This is a genomic window from Paenibacillus sp. JCM 18996, assembly GCF_055392555.1.
This window is the reverse complement of the sequence record NZ_AP043884.1, coordinates 3,297,345-3,322,455: the sequence shown is the minus strand read 5'-3', so window position 1 is coordinate 3,322,455 and position 25,111 is coordinate 3,297,345. Positions and strand designations below refer to the sequence as shown.

Sequence of the window (25,111 nt, the reverse complement as noted above, 5' to 3'; positions counted from 1 at the left end):
GAAGCCCCGGCCGGTATCCGCTCGCGCCTACAGGCAAAAGAAAAAAGAGGCTGCATCAACAGCCCCTCTGTCTTCCTTTTCTCAGCCCAATCACCGTTTGCCCGGATCGTAAGGCTCGCCCAAAGCCGATGGAGGATACGCCCGCCCTACTGCGCCGGCCAAGACAAGAATGGTCAGGACGTAAGGCAGCATGTAGATAAATTCCAGCGGTATATTCTTCGTAATTTCAAACTGCTGCACGATGTTCTTCAGCGCTTGAGAGAATCCGAAGAAGACAGCCGCACCGAGCGCTCCCACCGGATTCCATTTGCCGAAAATCATCGCCGCCAGCGCAATAAACCCCTGACCCGAAATCGTGTTGTGAGAGAAGTTGCTTGTCGTCGTCAATGTAATCGTGGCGCCGCCCAGGCCTGCAAGAGCGCCGCTGATCATCACGGCGATATAACGAATCCGGTTTACTTTAATTCCGACGGTGTCCGCTGCACCTGGATGCTCTCCTACGGAGCGGATCCGGAGACCGAAAGGCATTTTATACAGTACAAACCATGTGACAGCCACCAGAATAAACGCGATATAGGTTGTCGGATAGGCTGTGAAAATCCCGTACCCAAGACCAGGAATTTGGGACAACCCCGGGATGGCCACCTTGCCGAACACGGAATTCAGCGTCTCGGTCTGGCCGGAGCCGCTGAACATCAGCTTCACCATATACAGCGTCAAGCCTGCGGCAAGAAAGTTAATAACGACTCCGCTGATGACTTGGTCGGCTTTAAACGTAATGGTAGCCACCGCATGAATAAGAGCAAACACCAGCCCGGACGCTGCAGCGATAAGAAGCGCGATCCAGGGCGATAAGCCGTTTAACCCCGCCTGTTCCATATAGTAGCCTCCGACAGCGGAAGAAAACGCCCCGACGACCATAAGGCCTTCAAGCCCGATGTTGACGATCCCCGAACGCTCGGAATAAATGCCGCCGAGAGCGGTGAAGATCAAAGCGGTCGAGAAGACGAGTGTAATATTCAGCATCTGTCCCAGAATGGTAACAAGGTCCATCTACACCGCCTCCTCTTTTTTCCGTTTTCCCGTAAATGGCTTCAGAACCCAGCGGACGATCCCCGAAGCGGCGACAAAGAAAATGACCGAAGCGATCACCACGCGAATGACCTCGGGAGGAACATCGGCGCCAAAGCTCATCCCCGCCGAGCCGTAGGTTAGCCCTCCGAACAATATGGCGCCCAGCACGACTCCGAACGGTGTGTTGCCGCCCAACAGAGATACCGCTACCCCGTCAAATCCGTACCCCGGAGAAGCTGCCATGACCGTCTGGTAATGAAACACTCCCAGAACTTCGAATACTCCGGCAAGCCCGGAAAACACTCCCGCTATGAACATCGATTTAATGACGTTGCGGCCCACATTCATCCCCGCGTACTCCGCCGCGTCGGGATTGTGTCCTACCGCGCGCAGCTCGAAGCCCTGCCTGGTCTTCCATAGAAGCACGTACATGAACACCGCAGCCAGTACGGCGAGCAAGGTTCCCCAATGGACCCTGGCGTTGCCCAGCGCTTGCGATAGCCCGTTCAGCGTAATGGAGGCGGTCTCCTGGATCGGATACGACCGCTGCTGTCCCGGCTGGATCAGGAAATGGTTCACTATGTAGTTGCTGAAATATAAAGCGGTCCAATTCAGCATGATCGTCGTAATGACCTCGTTGACGCCGCGTTTCGCTTTTAAATAACCGGCAACAGCGCCGCACAGCCCGCCGAGCACCGCCCCGACAATAATCGCCAGCGGAGCGTGGATAAACCATGGCAGATGCAGCTTGACTCCGACTAGCGTAGCCCCGGTCATGCCAAGAAGAAACTGCCCTTCCGCACCGATATTGAACAGACCCGTCCGGAAGGCGAAAGCGACCGACAAGCCGGTTAAAATGAGCGGCGTGATTTCCCGTATCGTCTCCGCAAAATCATAAGGATTCCCGAATACTTTGCCCAGCAAAGAGGTATAAGCGACGATAGGGTTATAACCGCCGATCAGCATAACGACGGCCCCGAAAAGCAATCCGAGAATAATGGCCGCCACCGGAACCAGAACAGAATCCTTGTTGACCGTACTTATGATTTTATTCATCCGCCCTATTCCTCCTTCCTGTCCATCCGCTTGCTTCCCGCCATCATGAGCCCAAGCTCGTCATCATTTGTCGACTGGGGATCGACCACGCCTGCAATTTTGCCTTCATAAATCACCGCAATGCGATCGGACACGTTCAGGATTTCGTCGAGTTCAAAAGACATGAGCAGAATCGCCTTGCCCTTATCCCTCTGCTCGATCAGCCGCCGGTGGATGTATTCGATCGCTCCTACGTCGAGGCCTCTCGTAGGCTGGGCAGCGATCAGCAGGTCGGGGTCTTTGTCGATTTCACGCGCAATGATCGCCTTCTGCTGGTTGCCTCCGGACAAGGATCTCGCCTTCGTCCCTGTATCGGGCGTCCTGACGTCGAACTCCTTGATCAGCTTGTCCGCGTGGCGGTCGATCGCTTTGTAATCCAGGAACCCGCTTTTGCTGTATTCCTTATGGAAATACGTTTCCAGCACCATATTCTCTCTCATGCTGAAATCCAGTACCAAGCCGTGCTTCTGGCGGTCCTCCGGGATATGGGACAGACCCGCTTCCGAAATATAACGCGGCGTACGGTTCGTAATCTCTTTGCCGTTCAGCACAATCCGGCCGGTCTGCACCCGTCTCAGCCCGGTCAGCGATTCAATCAATTCGGTCTGACCGTTGCCGTCCACTCCGGCTATGCCGAGAATCTCCCCTGCACGGACATCGAAGGAGATGCCGTCCAAAGCCTTCAAACCGTTAGGATTCGAGACGACAACATCGTTCACCTCAAGGATCGTCTCTCCCGGCACGGCCTTCTTTTTCTCCGTCTTGAAGGAAACCTGGCGCCCTACCATCTTTTCGGCCAATTCCCGTTCGGTTGTGCCCGCCACGGTCAGCGTATCGATTACTTTACCCCGGCGAATCACCGTCACCGTGTCCGCAATGGACATAATTTCCTTCAGCTTATGGGTGATCAAAATAATGGATTTGCCCTCTTTCACAAGATTGCGCATGATTTGAATCAGTTCCTGGATTTCCTGGGGGGTAAGAACCGCCGTAGGCTCGTCAAAAATAAGAATGTCGGCCCCGCGGTACAGCGTTTTCAATATCTCCACCCGCTGCTGCATGCCAACGGAAATATGTTCGATTTTAGCGTTAGGGTCGACCTTCAATCCGTACTGCTCCGACAAAGCCTTGACCTCTTGAGAAGCTTTGCGGTAATTCAGCTGCAGGCCCATCTTCGGTTCCAGGCCAAGGATAATATTTTCCGTCACCGTAAACGGCTGAACCAGCTTGAAATGCTGATGCACCATCCCGATGCCCATTGATATCGCCATATTGGGCCCTTCCAGCCGCACAGGCTTGCCGTCGATCAGAATCTCGCCTTCGTCCGGCTGGTACAAACCGAACAAAATATTCATAAGCGTGGATTTCCCCGCCCCGTTTTCCCCCAGCAGTGCATGAATCTCGCCTTTTTTCAACTGCAGGCTTATGGAGTCATTCGCCACGATCCCCGGAAAACGTTTCGTAATATTCCGCAGCTCCACCACTGTTTTTGCTGAGTTCATTGAATCCTCCTGCAATGTAAGAATGGTTAATCCCATGAATATTTAGCTGTAGTCAAACAACAAGGCCAGTTTCATCGAACCAGCCTTGTTGTCGGAAGCTTGCTTTTCTTGTATTGACTTTACTGCACTGTAGGAACTTTAATGTCGCCTTTGATGATTTTGTCCTTATATTCGTCGACTTTCTTCAAAACGTCTGCAGGCACGTTCTTCTTGGAAGTGTCCGGAAGGCCGACGCCATTTTCTTTCAAACCAAGCACCGTGTTCTTGCCGCCCTGGAATTTGCCGTCGACCGCCTCTTTGGAAACCTTCACTACCGCTTCGTCAACGCGCTTCAGCATCGAGGTCAGAGTGACATCGTCGCCAAACTCAAGCGATTGGTCTTTATCTACGCCGATAACCCATACTTTTTTGCCCGACTTGACGCGGTCCTTAGCCTCGTTAAATACGCCGTTGCCGGTCGCTCCAGCCGCATGGAAGATGATGTCAGCTCCGCTGTTGTAGATCGTTGCCGCCGCCGCTTTACCCGCATCCGGCTTGTCGAATGCGCCTGTATAGTTGATGGTCACTTTGGCATTCGGATTCACCGCTTTTACGCCGGCCACAAACCCAAGCTCAAAACGCTTGATGACCGGGATATCCACACCGCCGACAAAACCGATCTGGTTGGTCTTCGTCGTCAATCCGGCCACTACCCCTACCAGGTATGACCCTTCGTTCTCGGCAAAAGTAACCGACTGCACGTTGGGAGCTTCCACTACGGCGTCGATAATAGCCAACTGGGCTTTCGGATTCTGCACAGCTACCGCTTTCATGGCGTCTCCCAGCAGGAAGCCGATCCCCCATGTCAGGGTGTAGTTATCTTTTATAAAAGTATTGAGGTTCGTCTGGTATTCGGAATCCTGCTTGCTCTGCAGGTACTTGATTTCGACCCCGTTCTCTTTTTTAAGCTTATTCAGGCCTTCCCAAGCGCTTTGGTTAAAAGATTTGTCCGTAACGCCGCCGGTGTCGGTTACCATTCCAATCTTTATCCCTGAAGCCTTCGGTGCGTTAGCGCCGTCTGAGCCCGCCGGTTGTTTATCCGCCGCTTTGCTTCCGCAGCCGGACAACACCAGAGAAAGTGCGATAATCGACGTTGCTGCCAAAGAGAACCATTTTTTCATTGGACTTTTCCCCTTATATAATTAATATTAGTAGACCGATCCCATTCTATACACAAACTGGAGAGCGTAACGGGTAAAACCAGCTCCACCGCCCAAATAATGGGTGTCTGTCAATGTTAAATTATATAACACTTTTTACAAATTGGAAATATTATGCCGGTCAAAAAAAAGGACCGTCCTGCGATATCTGTGGCTGCTGTCCGTATCGCGGGTCACCGTTGCTCCATTCGATTAGGTGGCTTAGTTGTATGCGACATAGCGGATTTTTGAGTCGTTGATATTCCTCCCTGTATCTATACAAGCTCACCTGATAACGCCCTTTCTGGGCTCTATTTCAGTGCAGTCCCCTTCCCTAGTGGCTCAAAAGCCTAAATAAAGCCCTCAATGTCCTCTATCGATCGCAATCTTCTCCTCACAATATGCGCTGGCCCTCGGCATGCAACTCCGGTAGTGTTGTCCTGCGGCATGCTGGATTACTTTGATTAACGGGATAATATGCTGATATTTGCTCTGTTTAATTGCTTTCCGGACCATATAACTGTAAAATTTCCCGTTAATTCAATCCATACCTGACAATTTTTAAAAAAACCGCTGAATTTGATGGATGTTTTCCAATTAGTTGCATCTCTCACGATATCAAAGTCAAATTAGGTGCAGGATAACCTGTTATTTTTCCCTGCGCGCGGTTCTGCCGATGCGTATTGCGGAGTTGCGCGGGGGTGGCCGCAAAGTTAAAGCAGCGCAATTATCCGCTGAAGCTCCAACGATCCTACACGATAAAACGCTTGGAGCCGCTTGGAGGCAGACAAGGTGATCTACCCGGATTGGAAAAGTAAGATTCGGAGTCCCACCCCCGCCGTGCAACGCAGCAGCGATCGCTGGGAGAGGCACACGTTGTCACGCAAAACAACCTCTCCCAGCGTATGAATGTATTTAAACCCACACTTATCCACAGCGGCCGAAACTCAATACTATACAAAAACAAAGAGCCCCTGACGAGGAGCCCTGCAGCTGTTCGAATTTTCAAATCTTTTCACCGGATGGAGATGCCCAGAGTTACAGGGTGCCGCGCCAACTCAAAAGCCGGTGCCCTGCGCCGCTCTCAAGGAAGCCTCGAGCTCTTCGTGAATGTAACCGTTAGTCGCCATTACATTTCTCACATCCAAAGTATAGGAACGTCCTGTCGTGTCCGTCACTCTTCCCCCGGACTCCTGGATCAGCAGCGAGCCTGCCGCTATGTCCCATACATTCAAGCCGATTTCCCAGAAGCCCGACAGCCTGCCCGCCGCCACATAGGCCATATGTAACGCAGCAGAGCCGGCTATTCTCAGGTTTCGGACCTGCGGGATCAGCTCCTGGACGCCTTTCATGTTGGCGGGCAGAGCTTTCTGTTGATCGGACGGGAACCCCGTAGCAACCAGGCTTTCAGACAATTCAGCTTCCTTGGAAACCTGCATCCTGATCCCTTTTACATAAGCGCCCTTTCCTTTCTCTGCGACAAAAAGCTCATCCCTGGAAGGGTCATACACTACGCCGACAATCACTTCGCCTTTATACGCCAGCGCAATCGAAACGCAGTAAAAAGGGAACCCATGCACATAGTTCGTCGTCCCGTCAATCGGGTCAACAATCCACAAATACTCCGCGTGCGACACGTCCTGAAGCGCCTTGCTCGATGCCGCCGGCCCCGGCTCCACGCCTTCCTCCCCCAAGAAGGAATGCCGGGGAAAATGCGTCAGGATCAATCCGCGGATCATCTTCTCCGAACCTTTGTCAATTTCCGTAACCAGATCGCTCGGCGAATATTTCAACAAAAGTTGGTTGTATGTACCCAGCTTGCTTTTTACCCATTCCCCAGCCTTTGCCGCGGCACTGATGGCTACCGCCGTAAAGCTTTTGCTGCCTATCACGATTGCTCTCTTCTCTTCTTGTTCAGCCATCTATATCCACTCTCTTCATCATACATTTAAGGAACCACCCTCAGTATAGTAAAAGATACGGTAGAAAAGCTAGGGGCGATTCACCCAAAAAAGTTAGGTTGAAGTGACAAATTTTCGGGCATGCGGCTTGCATTCGGCTGACAAGAATGATTCCGGAGCACAGCGATTTACCACCAATAAAGCGTTCTACCCGCCAATAATATGATAGCCGTTGTCCACATAGATCACTTCGCCGGTGATTCCCCTTGACCAAGAGGACATGAGGAACAACGCCGTATCCCCTACCTCGGACGCTTCCGTGGTCCTTCGCAGGGGAGCCTTCTCTTCCACAGTCCGCAGGATCGTGTTGAAATCCTTGATCCCTTTGGCCGCCAGTGTGCGGATCGGGCCCGCGGAAATGCCGTTCACTCTGATGTTGTACTGCCCGAGGTCTGCGGCCAAGTAGCGTATACTGGCTTCCAGGGCCGCTTTGGCCACTCCCATCACATTGTAATTTTTAAGCACGCGCTCGGCGCCGAGATAAGTCATCGTCATTATGCTTCCGCCTTCAGTCATCAGTGGATAGATGCGCTGTGCCACAGCCACCAGAGAATAGGCGCTAATCTCCTGGGCTAACGCGTAACCTGCCCGTGAGGTGCGCACATACAGCCCTTCCAGTTCCTCGCTTTTGGCGAAAGCGATGCTGTGCACTAACCCGTGCAGAACGCCGAACCTCTCTTTTAATGCAACCGCCAAAGTTTCGATTTCCTCATCCACAGTGACATTGCACGGCAAAAGAATGGAGTTCGGCAGCGTGTCCGCCAGCTTGCGGACCCTTTCCTCCACCCTCTCGCTCTCGTATGTAAAAGCGATCGTCGCCCCTTGGGAAGCGAGTGACTGGGCAATCGCCCAAGCGATGCTGCGGTCGTTGGCCACTCCCATAACCAATATGTTCTTGCCCTCCAGTAAATCCATCAGATACCAGTCTCCTCTCATAAAAGGGACTTTACGCGATCGGACTTTGTCCCGTTTGACTCAAAAGTACCTGATTTTTCTGATAATTACAAGTGGTTGAAGTCGTCCAGCAGCTTATTCGTCGTTCGAGCAGATATGTTTCATCTAATCCGCCATCCGCCATCAGGTAATCTCAACCGAAGCCTGAGTCAGCGGAACGACGCCCGGTTCATGCTCCCAATCGTTCATAAGGCGGAACAAAGCGCCGTCCTTCATTTTGGCCTCAATCATAATGTCCAGCCGCTCGGTCACCGGGGCAATCTCTCTCAGAAACGCCGTCAGCGCGCCTGTATTCACATAATCCGCATGGCTTCTGGGCTCGGACTCGCTTTTGGGGGAGGACGCGTGGATTTTCGGCGGCAGCGGACTGCCGTCTTCGCTCGTCTCGCCCTCCCAGGTGTCGAGAATGCGCGGCCACAGCTGAGCTGCACTTTCTCCCTCGTTATTGACCGCATGATGATGGATATCCAAAACCATCGGCACGCCTACAGCCTGGCTCACCGCCAGAGTTTCCGCCGCGGTGAAGGTTTTGTCGTCATTTTCCAGAGTAATGCGCCTCCGTATGGACTCGTCCAGCCCAGCAAAATTAGTTGCGAACCGGGCCGCCGCCGCTTCCTTGTTTCCATAGGAGCCCCCTATATGAATGTTGCACTTCGCTGCCCTGCCAAGGCCCATACTTTCCAGCATCCGGACATGGCGGTTGAGATCCTCGGCCGATTTTTGGCGGACGTCTTTGCGGTGAGTGCTGAGCACGGTAAAATGCTCCGGATGAAAGCCGGTACGCATGCCGTTTTCTTTTACAAAGCTGCCGATCTCCTCGAAAGAAGACTGCAAATTCGCAATGGGATCCCAGTCCCCGAGCATTTCATGGCCTATAAGTGGAATCAGCCTGGAAGAAAACCGGTACACCATAATATCCTGATATTTGTTATGCTTCAGCAGCCGCAGAGTGTTATGCAGGTTTTCCTCCGCGATCCTTTCCAGCTTACGCACAGCCGCTTCGCGGTCGGTCAGCTTGGAGAATTGGGCGACGGTCATCGTTTTGGAGGGGGATGCGTTCTTGACTTCCGTTGACATCGCGACATATCCTAGCCTAACAATCATCCTTAAGTTTCACTCCATCAAATTGGTAGTTTTTTTTACTATCCCCCATTTTCGGAAAAACTCCCCGGCCTGCTGGACAAGCCGATCAAAACTCATCCAATATATGAAAAAAGCGGTATACCGTTCTTTCCGTCCATGCCGGGGAGTCCCGATAATCCCAATAGCGGTAACGGCTGTTGGTCGTATGCGCATTCACAAGGGGCATGCCGTACGCGTCAAAACCGATCACGATCGTATTGTGCTGAAAACGCGAATCTCCGTCCCAATCGTAGCAGATCACGTCCCCGACCATCAGCTGCTCCGGCCTTTCCACAACGCACGCCTGCAGCGCCGTCCTCGAACGGCTCAAATGCACCTGCAGGCTGTGCGCCACCGCCCAGCTGTAGCTCCATAATTCCCTGCCGCCCGACTTTCCCTGGTACCACCAGCCAGACTCTCTCCTCCCGGTATAATGCATGGGCGCTCCTCCCGCAAAAAGGCACTGCGATACGAAATTCGTGCAGTCCACCTCAAACGCCAAATACTGGGGATTGTAGCTGTTCCACCATTTTTGCGCATATCGGCGTGCGGCTTCCCTGTCGTATCTTTTTCTTGCCGCATAGGTTTCTCCGGTGTTCAGGATTTGTCTATTAATGAAAGGAGCCGCTAACCCCTGGCTCTGGATCAGGTTCCTCTCCCCGACCGTGCCGTAATTCAGCGGCCAAAGACTCGGCTCCTCACCCGCGTGAGACTTCTCCTGGCCGACGCCTTCGATCCTTGCGATCTTCCACTGTCCTTCTTCTTCCACCAGGTCGATGCGCTCCTTCTCCACCCGTTCTTCGACAAAAGATTGCTCCAATTGCGTGTACTCCAGTTTCCGCTTGATCTCGATTTCCGCAGTGACAGAAAAGCCGGATTCGCTGATCGCGTTGAATTGAAGGCGAGTTTCCTGCTTTACAGGCGTAAGTTTGCGGGACTTGTACCCCGAAACGCTTCGCATCATTCTGTTTTTCAGCAGGGCCAGTGCTTGCTTATCCATAAAAGGATACAAATTCTGCCGCGCCGAAAAATTGGCCTCGTTATCGTTCTTGACGCTGACATAGCCGTAAACCGCTTTTTTCCAAGGCATAGACTAGAACTCCTTTCAACGCCTTATAATAATGACTGACCGACTATGGACATTCCCGCATTGTTCTCAAATATATGAAGCCGCAGGCCAAAAAATGTACGAAAAACATTCTTTACTGGACAGCCGGTAAGCGCTATACTATAAGTAGAGCAATTTTTGAAATCATGTTTCATATAGTGAAACCGAGTGTAAAAAATTACACGTTCACTAGCTGAAGACAGAATAAAAGGGAGGGTTTACTTTTGGCTGCACAAGACCAATATTCATGCCGCACAGAGCTTAAAGTGTGGGACAAATCTTACCAGTACTATGACCTTCACAAGCTGGAGGAGCACGGATTAGGCACTATCTCGAAACTGCCTTTTTCCATTAAGGTGCTTCTGGAAGCCGCTGTCCGCCAATTCGACGGCAGGGCGATTACAGAGGACCACGTGAAGCAGTTGACCGGTTGGGCGGACAGCCGCGACAACAATAAAGAAATTCCGTTCATTCCCGCGAGGATCGTCCTTCAGGACTTCACCGGCGTACCGGTCGTAGTCGACTTGGCGGCGATGAGGGCCACCACGCACAAGACGGGCGGAAATCCGGAGCGCATCAATCCTTTGGTGCCTGTAGACCTGGTTATTGACCACTCGGTTATGGTCGACGCATTCGGTACGAGAGATGCGCTCGAGAAAAATATGGATGTCGAATTCCAGCGCAACGAAGAGCGCTACCGTTTCCTTCGCTGGGCGCAAAACGCGTTCGACAACTTCCGTGCGGTTCCTCCCGCAACCGGGATCGTCCACCAGGTCAACCTGGAATACCTTGCTTCCGTAGCGGCTACCAGAACGGTAGACGGCGACCTCCAGGTATTCCCTGACTCGCTCGTAGGCACGGACTCCCATACCACAATGATCAACGGCCTCGGTATAGTAGGCTGGGGCGTCGGCGGTATCGAGGCGGAAGCCGGAATGCTTGGCCAGCCGCTTTACTTCGTAACTCCGGACGTCATCGGATTCAAATTGACGGGAAGCCTCCCAGAAGGCGCAACGGCAACGGACCTGGCGCTTACCGTCACGCAAATCCTGCGTAAAAAGGGCGTTGTAGGCAAGTTCGTTGAATTCTACGGCCCTGGACTAAGCAACATCTCATTGTCCGACCGTGCAACGGTAGCTAACATGGCCCCTGAGTATGGAGCTACGATGGGCTTCTTCCCAGTCGACAACGAAACTTTGCTGTACATGAAGAACACAGGCCGCTCCGACGAGCAGGTGGCGCTGGTTGAAGCTTACTACAAGGCCAACGGCATGTTCCGTACGGACGAAACCGAAGATCCTGTATTCACCGACAAAATCGAGCTTGACCTTTCCTCCGTCGTGCCAAGCTTGGCGGGACCTAAACGTCCTCAAGACCGCGTGGAATTGACAGCCATGAAAGATTCCTTTAACAGCATCCTCCGCACTCCGGTCGAGAACGGCGGATACGGCCTGAGCGAAGAAAAGATCAACGAAAAGGTGCAAGTGGATTTCCCGAACGGCCAAATCGAGAAAATGGGAACCGGAGCCGTCGTTATCGCAGCGATCACTTCCTGCACCAACACTTCGAACCCAAGCGTAATGCTGGGAGCGGGCCTGCTCGCCAAGAAGGCCGTGCAGCGCGGTCTGAGAAAGCCCGCTTATGTCAAGAGCTCTTTGACTCCGGGTTCTCAAGTGGTAACCGAGTATCTATATAAAGCCGGTTTGATGGACTCTCTGGAAGCTCTCGGATTCCACGTGGCCGGATACGGCTGCGCAACCTGTATCGGCAACAGCGGACCGCTGTCCGACGAAGTAAGCAAAGCCATTGCGGATAACGACATGACCGTTGCGGCCGTGCTGAGCGGCAATCGTAACTTCGAAGGCCGCGTGCATGCTCAGGTGAAGGCGAACTACCTGGCTTCCCCTCCGCTCGTTGTCGCTTACGCGCTGGCAGGCACCGTGAACATCGACTTGACTAAAGATCCAATCGGCTACGATCCTAACAACCAGCCGGTATATTTGAAGGATATCTGGCCTAGCAACCAGGAAATCCGCGACGCCGTCGCCTTCGCCATGAGCGCGGAAACCTACCGCGATAAATACTCGAACGTTTTCCGCGCCAACGAGCGTTGGAACGAAATCGACATTCCGGAAGGCGACCTGTACGAGTTCGACGAGAAATCGACTTACATTCAAGAGCCTCCGTTCTTTAATCATCTGGGGGCTGAAATCGACGACATCAAAGACATTAAGGGCGCAAAAGCGCTTGCACTGCTGGGCGATTCCGTAACTACGGACCATATCTCCCCTGCCGGCAACATCTCGCCGAAGAGCCCTGCAGGCATGTACCTCACCGAGCATGGCGTGAAGAGGGAAGACTTCAACTCCTACGGTTCCCGCCGCGGTAACCATGAAGTGATGATGCGCGGTACGTTCGCGAACATCCGGATCCGTAACCAGCTGGCACCGGGCACAGAAGGCGGAGTGACCACTTACCTCGGCACGGATGAAGTGATGTCGATTTACGACGCATCCATGAAATATCAAGCGAAGAAAACGCCTCTGGTCGTTATTGCCGGCAAGGAATACGGTACAGGAAGCTCCCGCGACTGGGCGGCGAAAGGAACCTTCCTCCTGGGTGTCAAAGCGGTTATTGCGGAAAGCTTCGAGCGTATTCACCGTTCCAACCTGGTGGGCATGGGTGTCCTTCCTCTTCAGTTCGCAGAAGGCACAGGCTGGTCAACACTGGGTCTGAACGGAAGAGAAACCTTCGATATCACCGGACTGAGCAACGATGTGCAGCCTGGACAGTCGGTTAAAGTAACGGCTACCCGTGAAGACGGGACCAGCTTTACTTTCGACACGACGCTTCGGCTGGACAGCACAGTCGATGTGGACTACTACCGCAACGGCGGTATCCTGCAGACTGTACTCCGCCAAATTATGGCTGAATAAGAATGCATACGTATTGCTGAATAAGAATACGAAAGAAGGCTGCACCCTTGAGGTGCAGCCTTCTTTCGTATGCCGGTTTTAGCCACTTGCGACCCTCCTTTTGGCCGTGGTGCCGGTCAAGCTGGTGAATTGGGCATTTTGCCGATATATTCGGAGTCCGGATAGATCAGCCGGCCCTTGGACGCTTCCATAATGTGGGCACACCATCCTGCTGTACGGGTCACTGCGAAACTCGGAGTAAACAGCTCTTCATGAAAATCGATAGCATTCATTACCGCCGCCGCATAAAATTCCACGTTCGTATACAGCTTTTGTCCGGGCTTATACTGCGCGAGCAGGCGAATGACCACTTCCTCCACATGGACCGCAAGCTCCAGCCAAGGATCGTTTGCCGACAGTTCAGCGGCCAGATCCCTTAAAGCGACCGCCCGGGGATCCTTCGTCTTATATACACGGTGTCCGAAGCCCATGATCCTGCCCCCGGACTCCAGCTGCTGCTTGACCCAAGACTCGGCCCTGTCTTTGGTACCGATCTCTCTCAGCATTTTCATCACCAGAGAAGGAGCGCCTCCGTGCAGCGGGCCTTTCAAGGCACCGATTGCCCCCGTGACGGAAGAGGCCATGTCGGACCGGGTAGAGGCGATGACTCGGGCTGCAAAAGTGGAGCTGTTCATGCCATGGTCCATCATCAGATTCAGGTAAACCTCTAAAGCTTTGACCTGCGCTTCCGGAGCTTCCGACCCTTTTAACATGTAAAGATAGTTTGCCGTATGCATCAGATCGGATCTTGGGCTGACGGGCGCTGTACCTTTCAGCTTATGATAGCGGTAAGCGATAATCGTCGGAAGCTTCATGGTGATAAAAGCCGCCTGGTCCAGCGTGGGAGGATACGACATCTCTCCTGATTCCAACGCGGACACGGCAGTCCTAAGTACCCCCATCATTCCCACAGAAGGAGGGATTGCGTCGATTACCCGCTTTATTTCACCGGTGACTTCCCTCAGCTCGGCCCACTGCGTAAAGCATGCTTCCCGCTCGTGCCCGTCCGGCAGTTCTCCGTGCCACAGCAAATACGCTAATTCTTCAAAATGACGCACCCGGGCCAAATCCTTCGCGAAATGGCCTCTGTAAATGAGGTGGCCGTTCTCTCCGTCGACAAAGCTGACTTCCGTCTGCGCTGCGATCACTTTTTCCAACCCAGGCGCGATAACCATATCATTTACTCCCTTTCTTCGTTCACCTTTTAAGCGGACTATGTGTATATCGGTATTGTACCAGTGCTAATGAAGGAGAAGCCGGTTCTGCAGGCCGTCCGGGGAGCATATCGTCAATGGCCTCCGCGCTTCCCGCCACGCGTACGCTGCTCCAGCCGGGACGCCCGGCCCCCCGATCGCGAACGGCGGGCAACCCGGCGTGACGCCGGTCCGGCTGAACGCCGTGGACGCTCGCCGGCATATAGCCCACCGACCAGCGCCCCCTCCCCGCGGTCTGACCGCCGCTGTCACTTCAACATGCCGCCCATATGTTTGGCGCTTTCAATAAGCGCGTCGGCATGCCGCAGCATTTCCTGCGAGGTCAGCCGGTTGGACGGCCCCGAAACCGCCAGAGCTGCGACCAGCTGATGAGAGCGGTTAAACACCGGGGCCGCAATGGCTGCCGCGCCCGGTTCCCTCTCCTCGATGGAAATCGCATAACCGAGCTTCCGGGTTTCCTCCAACTGGCTTATAAACTGCGGCCTGTCCAAACCCGCGGGCCAACCCGGATCGCTCATGATCAGCTGCCGGACCGAATCCTCCGCGAAAGCGACGAGCACCTTGCTCGACGCTCCAACATACAGGGGCAGCCTGACGCCGACCGGGGCCACCCTGCGGATCGGCTGGGTGCTCTGTACCGCCTGGATGCGGACCCGCTCTTTCCCGTCACGTACATACAGGGAGATGGTCTCGCCCAACTGGTCCCTAAGGCGTTCCATCTCCGGAAGGAGCAGGAGGGTCATATCATCGCTCTGGGACAGGTTCGCCGACAGCTCCCATATCCGCAGACCCAGCCGGTATCTCTCCGAAGAAGCATCCCGCGTAACAAAGCCTTTGCCTTCCAAGGAGGCAAGCAGCCTGTGCACCGTGCTTTTGTGCAGTGACACCTTGGTCGAAATTTCCGTCAAGCTGAGGTCCGACGCATCCGTAAAACAAAGCAGGATATCCAGCGCCCGTTCCACTGAGCGAACGGTTAATTTGGATTCTTCCATTGGCCCACCCCCGTTTATCTATTTTAAAGTCGCTTCTTCTCGTTCTCCAAAAGTTTCGCTGAATGAAACTGAGTTACATATAGTATAACTGAAAAACTATTTTTTCGTAAACAAACGCCCTCATATTACAAAACAATTACATTACCTTAACAATTCGGTACAGTTATTGACCGTGCAGGAAGTCCATCATACGATAGAACTATAAGGAACTAGAATCGCACCCGTAAACTATATGAAAGTAAGCGAGCAGATTGATAGCTTTACACGATAAGGCTTGCGGAACCCTTCCCTCCTTTTTAAGGTTCGGCCCACTCAAGCTGCAATAACATCTTTCATAGTCTCCCTGCTTCGCCATATTTTCACATGACTTCACTATCTGGAGGGATTCTTATGGATACTACTACTCTACAGACCGTCAATCTAACCGCCAGTGTGCCGGCTCCCTCAGCCATCCCCGCCGTCAAGAGGAAACGTTGGATTTGGCCTGCGCTGCTGTCCGTCGCACTTTTATTCTCCACCGTCATCCTGGCTTTTCACGCTTATATCGCATGGAACCTGGCAAGGCCCCATATCGATCCGCTTACATCCAATCCAATGAAGGCCGCCAATCTCCCGTATGAGAATGTGAGTTTTCCCAGCATCACCGGAGGAGAGCCGCTGCAAGGCTGGTATATACCGGGCAGCTCCAAGCAGACTGTCGTCTTCTCCCATGGATACGGCGGAAACCGCGAGGAGATTTGGGTGCCGATCTATGAGCTCGCCCATGAGCTCCACCGCCAGAATTACAACGTGCTGATGTTTGACTACGGCTATGTCCAGCCCGCTTCCAAACGGATCATGTCGGGAGGATTGCAGGAATCGAACGAGCTGCTCGGAGCCGTTGAATATATTAAGCAAAAAGGCGCCGACAAAATTTTCATCTGGGGATTCTCCATGGGCGCCGGCACTTCCCTGCAGGCTGCCTTGCGTTCCGACAAAATAGACGGCATGATCCTGGACAGCACATTCCTGCTTGAGCCGGACACTTTGTACCATAATATGAAACAGGTCGTCGACCTGCCTAAATACCCTTCACTGCCGCTTGTCCGCGTGTTCTTTCCGTTCCTCAACGGGGTCAGCCTGCAGCAGGTGCCGTACTTGAAAGTAAAAGAGAACAATTATTCGATGCCGATCTTCTTTATCCATGGCGAAAAGGATCTTCGTGCCCCTTATGCGATCATTAAGGACATCTCCGCCAACCAGAAGCAGAATCCCGATAATTTATGGCTTTTGCCTAACGACGGCCACGAAGAGATTTATAAAGCCCATAGAAAAGAATATTTGCAAAAAACAATGAATTTCCTAAACCAAATCACGTTCAAAAAAGGGCTGCAAATGTAGGGTACGGTTTTCCGCAGAATTCTATAAACATAGGCTGACTTCCGGATGAATAGATTTAAGTAAATCTTAATTCGTGCCTTTCCGCCCCAGGCGGCGCGTACGAACTCCGGGAGGAAAGCCTATGTTTTTTTACCGTGACGCCAGGTGGCTGCAACTATTGGAGGAAATCAGGTTCTGGAAGGAGCAGGAGAGAGAGCATTCGGTGTTGCTCAGAGAGTATATTCCTACTTTGGAATCGCAGTATGTACGTTTGTTAAAAGAATGGGAGCATGTCTTCGCCAAAACGGAAGCGGAAGCTAAAGCGCTCCTGTCCGCAGTGAAAAGGACGCCCGGACAAATCTCCCCGGCACAGCAGACGGCGGTTTACCGGTTATACCAGCGCTCCCAGGAGGAATCCCGCCTTTTTGTGCAGCAGTTGAATATCCTTTTGTCCCAAAGCAAAGCAGCCGGAAAGAATGCGGCGGCCAGAATTTTGACATTGCATATCATCAAGGAATCGGAATATTTTTTGCGGATTCTGGATCAATACCAGTCCCTCTTCCCTGCATCCGGCGGGGTCCATCCTCAGGCTTACTCTCACGGCGCCTCCGCTCAGGTCCCTGACACGCAATCCTATGCGGAAAGCCAAGAAGTCTTTCAAACGTTCCACCAGGAATCGCCTGATTCCTATGGAGAGCAAGCCCATATTTCCGCTTACGCTCCCTATCAAGACGAGTCGCAAGCCGCAGACCAAGAGGAAACACGTCAGGAGCCTGCCCAAGGATTGACCGCGACGAATGAGGGTACATGGTCGGACAGATTTCCGGACCATCGGGTCGTACCGGTCGGGGGCCACACACTGCCGCCCCTGCCCTATGCATATGATGCTCTGGAGCCCCATATAGACGCGGAAACGATGAGAGTGCACCACGATGTTCTGCACAAAAATTATGTCGATAATCTCAACAAAGCTGAAGTCAGCCTGGCCAAGGCCCGATCCTCCAACCAATTCGACCTCGTCAAACATTGGGAGGGTGAGCTTGCCTTCAATGGAGCGGGCCATTACCTGCACACGATTTTCTGGAATGTGATGAGCCCCTCCGGCGGAGGCAAAGCCACTGGCCCGATCGCCGCTGAGATCAACAGCTACTTCGGCAGCTTCGACGCCTTCAAGAAGCACTTCTCGGCTGCGGCGGAAAAAGTCCAGGGACCCGGGTGGGCCATGCTGGTGTGGAGCCCGCGCAGCCGGCATCTGGAAATTCTTCAAGTGGAGAAGCATCAGAACCTGTCACAGCAGGATATCATTCCGCTGCTTGTTCTGGATGTGTGGGAGCACTCCTATTACCTCAAATACCACAGCGACCGGAAAAAATATATCGCGGCCTGGTGGAATGTGGTCAACTGGACGCATGTCAACGAACGCTTCAGCACCGCCAAAAATGTCGAATGGGCTCCCTATTAAACTGCGGCAATTCGAAACTGCAAAAAAACCGGCGACTGGAGAAGAGGTTCTTCTCCAGTCGCCGGCTTACGCCTGCTATCCCTTAATCAGGGCAAGAAACTCCGCTCTCAGTGCGGCGTCCTTGCGGAAAAGCCCTCTCACCGCCGAGGTGACGGTTGCGCTGCCCGGCTTCTTCACACCTCGCGCGCACATGCATAAGTGCTCGCCTTCAACAACAACCATTACTCCCTGAGGCTTCAAAATCTCGTCCATAATATCGGCGATTTGGGAAGTGATTCTCTCCTGTACCTGCAGCTTGCGTGTCACCGCGTCTACAAGTCTGGCGAATTTACTTAATCCCGCGATTTTACCGCTGGGGATATAGCCTACATGCACTTTACCGAAGAAAGGCGCCATATGGTGTTCGCATTGGCTGTAATATACGATATCTTTGATAATGACCAGCTCTTCATGCTGTTCATCGAATGTAACGCCGAGGATTTCGCGGGGATCCACACTGTAACCTGCAAAAATCTCTTCATACATCCGGGTTACCCTGGCCGGGGTATCAAGCAGCCCTTCACGGTCCACATCTTCTCCGATGAGACGCAAAATTTCCCGGATGTGCCCTTCGATGAGCTCCCGGTTATCGGCTGCCATTTCGTTTTTATATTCTTTTGCAGGCATAACGACATTCCTCCCGTGAGATCCGCCTCCTTGATTCCCCTTAGCGGATCTTCTGTGATGTGAAAAAACTGACTTTACATGCCTTACCTTAACCGGCAGGCCGTGAAATCAGTTCTTCTTGTCCTTATTTGAATTTCTTGTTCTTCATCATCTGCTGGACTTTATTCATTTGCTGTTTATTCAAATTATATCCCATCTGTTTGGCCATCTTCTGCAGCATTTCCGGATTGCTCTGCATCTTCTCCATCTGCTTGCGCAAATAATAGACCCCGGCCGCAAATCCGCCCGCAAGACCGATCAGGAGAGTAACAATCGGAATAATATAATTCCACATGGAATGAACGCACCTCTTTATTTTTGATACTTTGAATAGATTCTATAATAGCATGTCCAGGCCGGTATATACAAACAGGAATATTCATTAATTCAAGACCGAATCGATAAAAACCGTCGTGTGTTTCGCAAGGTCCACTTCTTTAACTTCCAAACCGTTGTCATCCTGCTGGACCACTCGCACAACCGGCCTGCCGGGAAGGCCTCTATGCTGACCCACCACAACTCCACTTTCTTTAGTCGTCAGCTTCACGCTGGAGCCGGTTGGATAGATGGAAATGGTCCGCAAAAAGTGGATCACCACGTTATGGTCCAGCTTGGTTCCAGCCAAGGCCATGATTTTTTCGCACGCCTCATGCGGCTTCATCCGGTTCCCGTCCACCGTCTCGGAAAGCAGATTATCGTATACGTTGGCTGCGGCCGTAATTTTGGCGTACAGGTGAATAGCATCGCCGGACATCCCCCGGGGCAGGCCTTGACCGTCTACCGTCTCATGATGCTGAAAAGCGACATGGGCGATCAGCAGGCTGTATTCCCGCTTGTTCTTGATGATGTCAAAGCCCCTCCACGTGTGATGCAGCTTTATGTCCCCCGAATCGTCGTCAGCGCTCAGTTCCACCTTGCCGACATCGTGCAGCAGCGCGCCGATGGCCAGTTCTTTCAGCTGCGAAGGGGAAAGCCCCATGTTTATGCCGATCAGCACACTCATCATGCACACATTCAGGGAATGGACATACATCTCATTGTCTTTGGTCCTGATGTCGCTGAGCTGAAGCAGCACATCTTTATTTTTCATGATCTCATCGAGAAGCTGTTCGATCGTGATGGATATCGATTTGGTGTTGAATTCTTTGCCTGAGCGTATAGAATCGAAGGTCTCGCTCATCTTCTTCATGACATTCCGCTTTGTCTCTTCAGACACGACTTCCTCGATGACAACGTCTTCGAACATGGAATCTTTGATGTAGACCATCGTGACCCCGATCCTTTTGAGCGTTGTAATCATATAGACGGTCAGCTGTACGCCTTCCGAGAGAAGAACCGCGCCGCTGCTGGTAAAAATCGTCTTACCGAGATATTGGCCGGGCTCTACCGCTTCAATATTCGTATATTTCATGCCGAACACTCCATATCAAGTTATTAAAGCCGAGCCTGCCGCTCGGGCGTTGTGGCGGAAACGCCCCAGCCCTCCAATTCAAGAAGAAACTGCTTGATCGGCAGTCCCCCTCCGTATCCGGTCATGCTGCCGTCTGCTCCAATCACTCTATGGCAGGGAATGAGAATCGGTATCGGGTTGCGGTTATTCGCCCCTCCCACGGCCCTCACTGCCTTCGGTGCTTCGATCGCCGTTCCTACCTCCTTATAGCTGCGGACCGCTCCATAAGGAATTTCGCTCAAAGCCTGCCATACCTTTTTCTGAAATGGTGTCCCTTCAGGATGAAGCGGGAGATCGAACCGCCGCCTCGACCTTGCAAAATACTCGTCCAACTGCCGCACCGCCCGGTTAAGACAAAGGTTATCCTCCGTACGGATCCACAATCCCGTGCCAAACCGCTTGCGGGACCAATTCTCCAGTTGACCGCGATGCTCCTGAAACCTGCCGAAATCCAGGCTGCAAATGCCTTTCGAAACTGCCGACAAAGTCAAGGCCCCGATCGGTGACTCCAATTCGGTGTACTCCAAATGATCGATTGCCATAAAATTCCCAACTCCATTCCAGAGCTTCACCGGACTACTTCCATTATGACTGCTTTTAGGGCAATTTTCCAGGCTGAACAGCGCTTGCTCTCGCCTTGTTTATCTCTTCTAGAACGGCTTCTTCCTTCTCTGAGGCAGCAGCTCTGTCAATCGCCTGCAGCGCGTCCTCCCCACCGATTTTGCCCAGCGCCCAAGCGGCGGTGCCGCGAATTTCAGGCCTCGGATCGCTGCACAGCAGTTCTGCAAGAACGGGCACAGCGCTTCGATCCTTGAAATTGCCCAGAGCGATGATTGCGTTGCGCTGAATCGGCTTCTTGCCTCTCCACAGGGCGGCGCTGTCACCGTAGCGCTCCTTGAACTCTTTGTTGCCCATCGTCAGCAGCGGTGCGAGCAGCGGCTTCACCTTCTCCGGGTCCGGCTGCAGCTCCGGCTGGTGGGTCCAGTTCCTGCCTTTATTTTTGGGGCAGACGACCTGGCAAGTATCGCATCCGTACAATCGGTTGCCGATCTTGGCCTTCATCTCGTCGTCGATGAACCCCTTGGTCTGCGTTACGAAAGAAACGCATCTGCCGGCATTGAGCTGGCCCGACCCTACGAGGGCCCCGGTGGGACAAGCGTCGATGCACAGAGTGCAGTCGCCGCAGTCCTCCAGCACCGGCTCATCCGGCGGGAGAGGAATATTGGTGATAGTCTCGCCGAGAAACACCCACGATCCCCATTCCGGTGTAATCACGGCGCAATTTTTGCCTACCCAGCCGATTCCCGAACGCTCCGCCACAGCCCTGTCCACGAGCGCCCCGGTATCCACCATGCTCTCCATCCTTGCGTCCGGCACCCTCTCGCGCAGGAATGCCTCCAGCCTCGAAAGCCGCTCCCTCAGCACATGGTGATAGTCCTTGCCCCACGCCGAACGGGAGATGATGCCCCGATAGGCTCCGGTCTCCGAGCGGGGCGGATTCGCTATTTTGGAAGGATAGGCAATGGCGATGGAAATAATGGAGCTGGGCTTATCAAAGCTCAGCTCGGGATCGACCCTTTTGTCCAGGTCCGGCTCCTCAAAGCCCGATTCGTATCCACGCTCCCTATGCTGTATCAAAATATTTTTCAGTTCGAGAAAAGGGTCCGCGGTGGTAATGCCGATTTTGTCTATACCGAGTCCCGGCGCGGCCTTCTTCAGTTCCTCTTTCAGCTTGAGCCAATCCGCTTTCGATCCTGATGCGACACTGAGGGACATTAGATCACCTCCCGTCCTTTCCAAGCTCGCTTCCGTCTCCAGTAATATTCACCTAAGTGGTTCGCATCATAAGCCGCAGCTGTTTTTCCACAGCCCGTAATAATTCATCACCGTCTCGTCATGGAATGGGGGCTGGCCCGAACGGATCATGGCGAGCAGCGATTGAAGCCCTTCATTGACTTTGGCAATGACCATCGGTGAATAATGGTAATTGATCTTGTGCATCTCAAACTCCTCTTGATCCACCACATGCGCTTCCCCCGACGGAAGCACGATGACATCCAGGTCGTAATCTATATAAGTAAGGACATTTCCGCTTTCGTAGGGCGGAGACGCTATATTGCAGTAATATCGGATACCCGATTCTTCAATCAGGGCGACCACGTTAAACCAATGCTTGGGAATGAAAAAAGAGACCCCCGGAACCCGGCTGATCCATTCCTTGCCGTCGGATTCGCGGATGCGGGTCTGGCAGTTGACGAACACTTTGATCCCCCGCTCCTGATGCGCAGGGTGCAGAGCCGCCTCAGGAACTCTCCAGTTTTCCATCCAAATACGGTGGATATGCCCGTCATGCTTGAAGCTTTTTATTAACCAAGATTGAACGGATTGCATGAACTCAAGCCTTTCTTACACTGTTTAAGGTCCCGCATAGTGCGTCGCATTCGGATTTGAACCTTTACGTCACTCTGTGGGCGATTTTGTTGTTTAGGGGCCCCCACATAGTACGCGGAATCAGCTCCGACGCTTTATGTCACTTTGTGGGACGATCCGTTTATCCCTTCATTATAGGGAACGCCGAAACAAAAGAAAAGCATATCTTCCCTCCCGCCAAGGAAGGCAAATATGCCCAACTAACCCGCCTGCAGACGGTGAGATTGCCAGCCTGCAACCAACTAACCGTTCACTATGCTCAGCCGGTGGGTGGTTCTGGAAAAATGGACCGGCGAATAGCCAGCCGATTCGTACACCGGCAGGACCAATTCGTTATGCGCATCCACTGAAACCTGGATCCGCTTGACTCCCCGCTGGAGAAAGCGCTGCTTCAACGCAGTAATAAGAGCTTTGCCGATTCCTTTGCGCTGGTATTCCGATGCGACGGCAATCCGGTAGTAGTAGCCGGTATTGTGATCGATGGTACCGATGATGATCCCTACGACCCGGTCATTCTCAATGGCGATCAACACCATTTCACTGTCCCATGAAAGCTGTCTTGCGAAAGCCTCCATCGTTATTTCGTAGCAAACCTCAGTCAACACTTCTTCCAAGATGCTAGTGACAGAAACGTAGTCAGACAACTGAAAGGAACGAACATACATGGCGACTTCTCCCTATTGTAGCAGATTGATAGAATCACAGGCGAGACACTTCCACGAAGGCTGCGCTCAGGCGCAAAGCGTACTGCCGCTGTAGCCGATGGAAAACGTATCATTCCGCCCGGAGGCTGGATGACACGCCGTTATCTTTGAACGTGGCGTATGCAAATTATCTTTTTTACAATTTTACAACAAAAAAGGACGAAATCCTACTCTATTTTTAAGGAAAAGCAAGATTTTTCAGGCAAAATGGTAGAAAACAAGTGAAAGCGCTTAAAATTAAGCGTTTTCAAATGAATTAAATAGTTAGGTCAGATCACCTGACGTATAGAGCCGCAACACCGTGCCGGGAGTTGGTGGTGGGCTGGTGTGACGCTTGGAAAAGCGTTCTGCTATTGCCGCCACCCGTTGACCCACCTCGTTCCACTGCTCCCAAGCCGCCCGCCAGATAACGCAATAGCTGTCTGTACCTTGGCAATCCACCGGTAAAGCAAAAAAGGCCTTTCTCACGGCTGTACAGCCGCGGGAAAGCCCTTATTCGCCAAACAAGATTAACTTACGCCCATAATGATTTCCATTGTTAATTGATCGAGTTTCTCATAACCGATTCCTTCGGCGCCTACAGCCGCACGGTTGATTTGGTATCCGCGCAGCGCTTTAAGACTCTCCTCCGAGAACTTGAAATCGAAACCTGAGAGTTCCAGCTTTTTGGAGTTAATCTCGTTCACAAGTGCCTGGATTTCTTTATCTTCGTTAAATTTTTTCACTTTTTCCTTCAAGATCAGGTACGTCCTCATGCAACCCGCAGCAAACTCCCGCACTCCATCGCGGTCTTCCGTACGAAGCGTATGGGCGTCAAAATGCAGCATCCCTTTATAGTTGTAATCTTCAAGCAGCTTGACAAGGAAGAACGCTTCTTTAATTCCGTCGGAACCAAAACGCAAATCCTGGTCAAAGCGGCCCATTTTCTGGTCGTTCAAGTCAATATGGAACAGCTTGCCCGCTTCCAAAGCCTGGGCTACCGCATGGTAAAAGTTCAAGCCGGCCATTCTTTCATGTGCCACTTCAGGGTTTACGCCCACCATCTCAGGATGGTCCAGCGTAGCGATCATGCCAAGCATGGCGCCTGTCGTCGGAAGGTAAATGTCGGCTCTCGGCTCGTTGGGCTTTGCTTCCAGGGCGATTTTGTAGCCGTATTTTTGTGAAATGCTGTACTCGCACAGGTAATTGATCGCTTCGCGGTATCTTTTGTGCGCTTCCACCGCGTCTTTGCCCGCATCCACTTCCGAGCCCTCACGGCCGCCCCACAATACGAAGGTTTCCGCACCGAGCTCCGCGCCCAGATCCATTGCCTCGATCGTCTTTTGAATCGCATAGGCTCTTACTCTTGGGTCATTGGAGGTAAAGCCTCCATCCTTGAATACCGGGTCCGTGAAAAGGCTTACAGTTACCATCGGAACTTTCAAGCCGGTTTCTTCCAACGCACGGCGGAAATCGGAGACGATTCTGTCTCTCTCAGCGGCATCAGCGTCGATCGGCACCAAATCGTTGTCGTGGAAGTTAACTCCGTAAGCGCCAAGCTCCGCTAGCAGATGTACCGCCTCTACAGGGGAAAAGCCTTCCCTGACTGGAGTTCCGAACGGGTCGCGGCCCGGGTTTCCTACTGTCCATAATCCGAATGTGAAGCGGTCTTCCTTCTTGGGAATATAATTATTCAAAATAAGTGCACCTCCGCTTGAACTTTGTTTATTCGATGAACTATGTAGCTAACGCCAGTGTACCACCCTTTTGGCCAAAATAAAAGAGCCTGTGAATAAAAACCCGTGTAATTTCAAAATATGATTAGCGGGATGAAAATTAAGCTCTCA

The 25,111-nt window shown here is 52.5% G+C and carries 22 protein-coding genes; 3 read left to right on the top strand and 19 right to left on the bottom strand.

All coding sequences use genetic code 11. The features are described 5' to 3' along the window. Positions 1-90 precede the first annotated feature (90 nt). From ACZ5N7_RS16390 to ACZ5N7_RS16355, 8 genes are all read right to left on the bottom strand, one after another. Complete coding sequence (locus ACZ5N7_RS16390; RefSeq protein ID WP_464655673.1) at positions 91-1,053, bottom strand: ABC transporter permease; 963 nt, start codon at positions 1,051-1,053, stop codon at positions 91-93. Next, positions 1,054-2,130 carry an ABC transporter permease gene (locus ACZ5N7_RS16385; protein ID WP_464655671.1) on the bottom strand — a complete coding sequence of 359 codons (1,077 nt, stop codon included), beginning with the start codon at positions 2,128-2,130 and terminating at the stop codon, positions 1,054-1,056. 5 nt (positions 2,131-2,135) lie between these two features. Further along, entirely contained in the window at positions 2,136-3,671 is a 1,536-nt protein-coding gene (locus tag ACZ5N7_RS16380; protein WP_464655670.1) for an ABC transporter ATP-binding protein, read from the bottom strand. 119 nt (positions 3,672-3,790) lie between these two features. Continuing rightward, positions 3,791-4,831: a BMP family lipoprotein gene (locus tag ACZ5N7_RS16375; RefSeq protein ID WP_464655668.1), complete on the bottom strand. Its 1,041-nt coding sequence runs from the start codon at positions 4,829-4,831 to the stop codon at positions 3,791-3,793. A 1,076-nt stretch (positions 4,832-5,907) separates the two neighbouring features. Continuing rightward, positions 5,908-6,771: an inositol monophosphatase family protein gene (locus tag ACZ5N7_RS16370; protein WP_464655666.1), complete on the bottom strand. Its 864-nt coding sequence runs from the start codon at positions 6,769-6,771 to the stop codon at positions 5,908-5,910. Between the two features lie 186 nt (positions 6,772-6,957). Continuing rightward, the gene (gene fabI, locus ACZ5N7_RS16365; protein WP_464655664.1) at positions 6,958-7,725 is read right to left on the bottom strand and encodes an enoyl-ACP reductase FabI; all 768 of its coding nucleotides are present in this window, start codon (positions 7,723-7,725) and stop codon (positions 6,958-6,960) included. Between the two features lie 162 nt (positions 7,726-7,887). Next, on the bottom strand, positions 7,888-8,868 hold the full coding sequence (uvsE, locus tag ACZ5N7_RS16360) for a UV DNA damage repair endonuclease UvsE (RefSeq protein ID WP_464655662.1): 981 nt from the start codon (positions 8,866-8,868) through the stop codon (positions 7,888-7,890). Between the two features lie 85 nt (positions 8,869-8,953). Further along, on the bottom strand, positions 8,954-9,976 hold the full coding sequence (locus tag ACZ5N7_RS16355) for an amidase domain-containing protein (protein WP_464655661.1): 1,023 nt from the start codon (positions 9,974-9,976) through the stop codon (positions 8,954-8,956). Positions 9,977-10,218: 242 nt separating this feature from the next. On the opposite strand from ACZ5N7_RS16355, the gene acnA reads away from it, so the two are divergent. After that, on the top strand, positions 10,219-12,930 hold the full coding sequence (gene acnA, locus ACZ5N7_RS16350) for an aconitate hydratase AcnA (protein ID WP_464655659.1): 2,712 nt from the start codon (positions 10,219-10,221) through the stop codon (positions 12,928-12,930). Between the two features lie 116 nt (positions 12,931-13,046). On the opposite strand, the gene ACZ5N7_RS16345 is transcribed toward acnA, so the two are convergent. Genes ACZ5N7_RS16345 through ACZ5N7_RS16335 form a run of 3 tightly spaced genes read right to left on the bottom strand, consistent with a single transcriptional unit; the run spans position 13,047 to position 15,175 of the window. Next, a complete protein-coding gene (locus ACZ5N7_RS16345; protein WP_464655657.1) occupies positions 13,047-14,144 on the bottom strand; it encodes a citrate/2-methylcitrate synthase in 1,098 nt (365 codons plus the stop codon). Positions 14,145-14,166: 22 nt separating this feature from the next. Next, complete coding sequence (locus ACZ5N7_RS16340) at positions 14,167-14,394, bottom strand: hypothetical protein (RefSeq protein WP_464655655.1); 228 nt, start codon at positions 14,392-14,394, stop codon at positions 14,167-14,169. A 37-nt stretch (positions 14,395-14,431) separates the two neighbouring features. Continuing rightward, positions 14,432-15,175, bottom strand: coding sequence for an IclR family transcriptional regulator (locus tag ACZ5N7_RS16335; protein ID WP_464655654.1), 744 nt, complete (start codon positions 15,173-15,175; stop codon positions 14,432-14,434). 390 nt (positions 15,176-15,565) lie between these two features. Here ACZ5N7_RS16335 and ACZ5N7_RS16330 point away from each other — a divergent pair, with 390 nt between their 5' ends. Both ACZ5N7_RS16330 and ACZ5N7_RS16325 read left to right on the top strand, forming a co-directional pair. After that, entirely contained in the window at positions 15,566-16,555 is a 990-nt protein-coding gene (locus ACZ5N7_RS16330; protein WP_464655652.1) for an alpha/beta hydrolase, read from the top strand. Positions 16,556-16,676: 121 nt separating this feature from the next. Next, entirely contained in the window at positions 16,677-17,996 is a 1,320-nt protein-coding gene (locus tag ACZ5N7_RS16325) for a Fe-Mn family superoxide dismutase (protein ID WP_464655651.1), read from the top strand. Positions 17,997-18,071: 75 nt separating this feature from the next. Here the strand turns inward: ACZ5N7_RS16325 and folE are convergent, their stop codons facing one another. The 8 genes from folE to xylA form a co-directional block, all read right to left on the bottom strand. Then, the gene (gene folE / locus ACZ5N7_RS16320) at positions 18,072-18,662 is read right to left on the bottom strand and encodes a GTP cyclohydrolase I FolE (RefSeq protein ID WP_464655650.1); all 591 of its coding nucleotides are present in this window, start codon (positions 18,660-18,662) and stop codon (positions 18,072-18,074) included. A 124-nt stretch (positions 18,663-18,786) separates the two neighbouring features. After that, complete coding sequence (locus tag ACZ5N7_RS16315) at positions 18,787-18,996, bottom strand: YneF family protein (protein ID WP_464655648.1); 210 nt, start codon at positions 18,994-18,996, stop codon at positions 18,787-18,789. 87 nt (positions 18,997-19,083) lie between these two features. Beyond that, on the bottom strand, positions 19,084-20,112 hold the full coding sequence (locus tag ACZ5N7_RS16310; protein ID WP_464655647.1) for an HD-GYP domain-containing protein: 1,029 nt from the start codon (positions 20,110-20,112) through the stop codon (positions 19,084-19,086). A 23-nt stretch (positions 20,113-20,135) separates the two neighbouring features. After that, on the bottom strand, positions 20,136-20,693 hold the full coding sequence (locus ACZ5N7_RS16305) for a methylated-DNA--[protein]-cysteine S-methyltransferase (RefSeq protein ID WP_464655645.1): 558 nt from the start codon (positions 20,691-20,693) through the stop codon (positions 20,136-20,138). 55 nt (positions 20,694-20,748) lie between these two features. Then, positions 20,749-21,927 carry a tRNA epoxyqueuosine(34) reductase QueG gene (queG, locus tag ACZ5N7_RS16300; RefSeq protein ID WP_464655643.1) on the bottom strand — a complete coding sequence of 393 codons (1,179 nt, stop codon included), beginning with the start codon at positions 21,925-21,927 and terminating at the stop codon, positions 20,749-20,751. A gap of 66 nt (positions 21,928-21,993) precedes the next feature. Next, entirely contained in the window at positions 21,994-22,542 is a 549-nt protein-coding gene (locus ACZ5N7_RS16295) for a DUF402 domain-containing protein (RefSeq protein ID WP_464655641.1), read from the bottom strand. 281 nt (positions 22,543-22,823) lie between these two features. After that, positions 22,824-23,246: a GNAT family N-acetyltransferase gene (locus tag ACZ5N7_RS16290; protein ID WP_464655639.1), complete on the bottom strand. Its 423-nt coding sequence runs from the start codon at positions 23,244-23,246 to the stop codon at positions 22,824-22,826. A gap of 548 nt (positions 23,247-23,794) precedes the next feature. Then, positions 23,795-24,961: a xylose isomerase gene (xylA, locus tag ACZ5N7_RS16285; RefSeq protein WP_464655638.1), complete on the bottom strand. Its 1,167-nt coding sequence runs from the start codon at positions 24,959-24,961 to the stop codon at positions 23,795-23,797. Positions 24,962-25,111 lie beyond the last annotated feature (150 nt).

Excerpts from the sequence above, each read along its gene's own strand:
- ACZ5N7_RS16295 (WP_464655641.1), bottom strand. The coding sequence starts at position 22,542 with ATGCAATCCGTTCAATCTTGGTTAATAAAAAGCTTCAAGCATGACGGG.
- ACZ5N7_RS16330 (WP_464655652.1), top strand. The coding sequence starts at position 15,566 with ATGGATACTACTACTCTACAGACCGTCAATCTAACCGCCAGTGTGCCG.
- ACZ5N7_RS16375 (WP_464655668.1), bottom strand. The coding sequence starts at position 4,831 with ATGAAAAAATGGTTCTCTTTGGCAGCAACGTCGATTATCGCACTTTCT.
- ACZ5N7_RS16345 (WP_464655657.1), bottom strand. The coding sequence starts at position 14,144 with ATGGTTATCGCGCCTGGGTTGGAAAAAGTGATCGCAGCGCAGACGGAA.
- uvsE (WP_464655662.1), bottom strand. The coding sequence starts at position 8,868 with ATGATTGTTAGGCTAGGATATGTCGCGATGTCAACGGAAGTCAAGAAC.
- folE (WP_464655650.1), bottom strand. The coding sequence starts at position 18,662 with ATGCCTGCAAAAGAATATAAAAACGAAATGGCAGCCGATAACCGGGAG.
- ACZ5N7_RS16370 (WP_464655666.1), bottom strand. The coding sequence starts at position 6,771 with ATGGCTGAACAAGAAGAGAAGAGAGCAATCGTGATAGGCAGCAAAAGC.
- queG (WP_464655643.1), bottom strand. The coding sequence starts at position 21,927 with ATGTCCCTCAGTGTCGCATCAGGATCGAAAGCGGATTGGCTCAAGCTG.
- ACZ5N7_RS16380 (WP_464655670.1), bottom strand. The coding sequence starts at position 3,671 with ATGAACTCAGCAAAAACAGTGGTGGAGCTGCGGAATATTACGAAACGT.
- ACZ5N7_RS16325 (WP_464655651.1), top strand. The coding sequence starts at position 16,677 with ATGTTTTTTTACCGTGACGCCAGGTGGCTGCAACTATTGGAGGAAATC.
- ACZ5N7_RS16390 (WP_464655673.1), bottom strand. The coding sequence starts at position 1,053 with ATGGACCTTGTTACCATTCTGGGACAGATGCTGAATATTACACTCGTC.
- ACZ5N7_RS16335 (WP_464655654.1), bottom strand. The coding sequence starts at position 15,175 with ATGGAAGAATCCAAATTAACCGTTCGCTCAGTGGAACGGGCGCTGGAT.
- ACZ5N7_RS16355 (WP_464655661.1), bottom strand. The coding sequence starts at position 9,976 with ATGCCTTGGAAAAAAGCGGTTTACGGCTATGTCAGCGTCAAGAACGAT.
- ACZ5N7_RS16290 (WP_464655639.1), bottom strand. The coding sequence starts at position 23,246 with ATGTATGTTCGTTCCTTTCAGTTGTCTGACTACGTTTCTGTCACTAGC.
- ACZ5N7_RS16305 (WP_464655645.1), bottom strand. The coding sequence starts at position 20,693 with ATGGCAATCGATCATTTGGAGTACACCGAATTGGAGTCACCGATCGGG.
- fabI (WP_464655664.1), bottom strand. The coding sequence starts at position 7,725 with ATGGATTTACTGGAGGGCAAGAACATATTGGTTATGGGAGTGGCCAAC.
- ACZ5N7_RS16310 (WP_464655647.1), bottom strand. The coding sequence starts at position 20,112 with ATGAAATATACGAATATTGAAGCGGTAGAGCCCGGCCAATATCTCGGT.
- ACZ5N7_RS16315 (WP_464655648.1), bottom strand. The coding sequence starts at position 18,996 with ATGTGGAATTATATTATTCCGATTGTTACTCTCCTGATCGGTCTTGCG.
- ACZ5N7_RS16385 (WP_464655671.1), bottom strand. The coding sequence starts at position 2,130 with ATGAATAAAATCATAAGTACGGTCAACAAGGATTCTGTTCTGGTTCCG.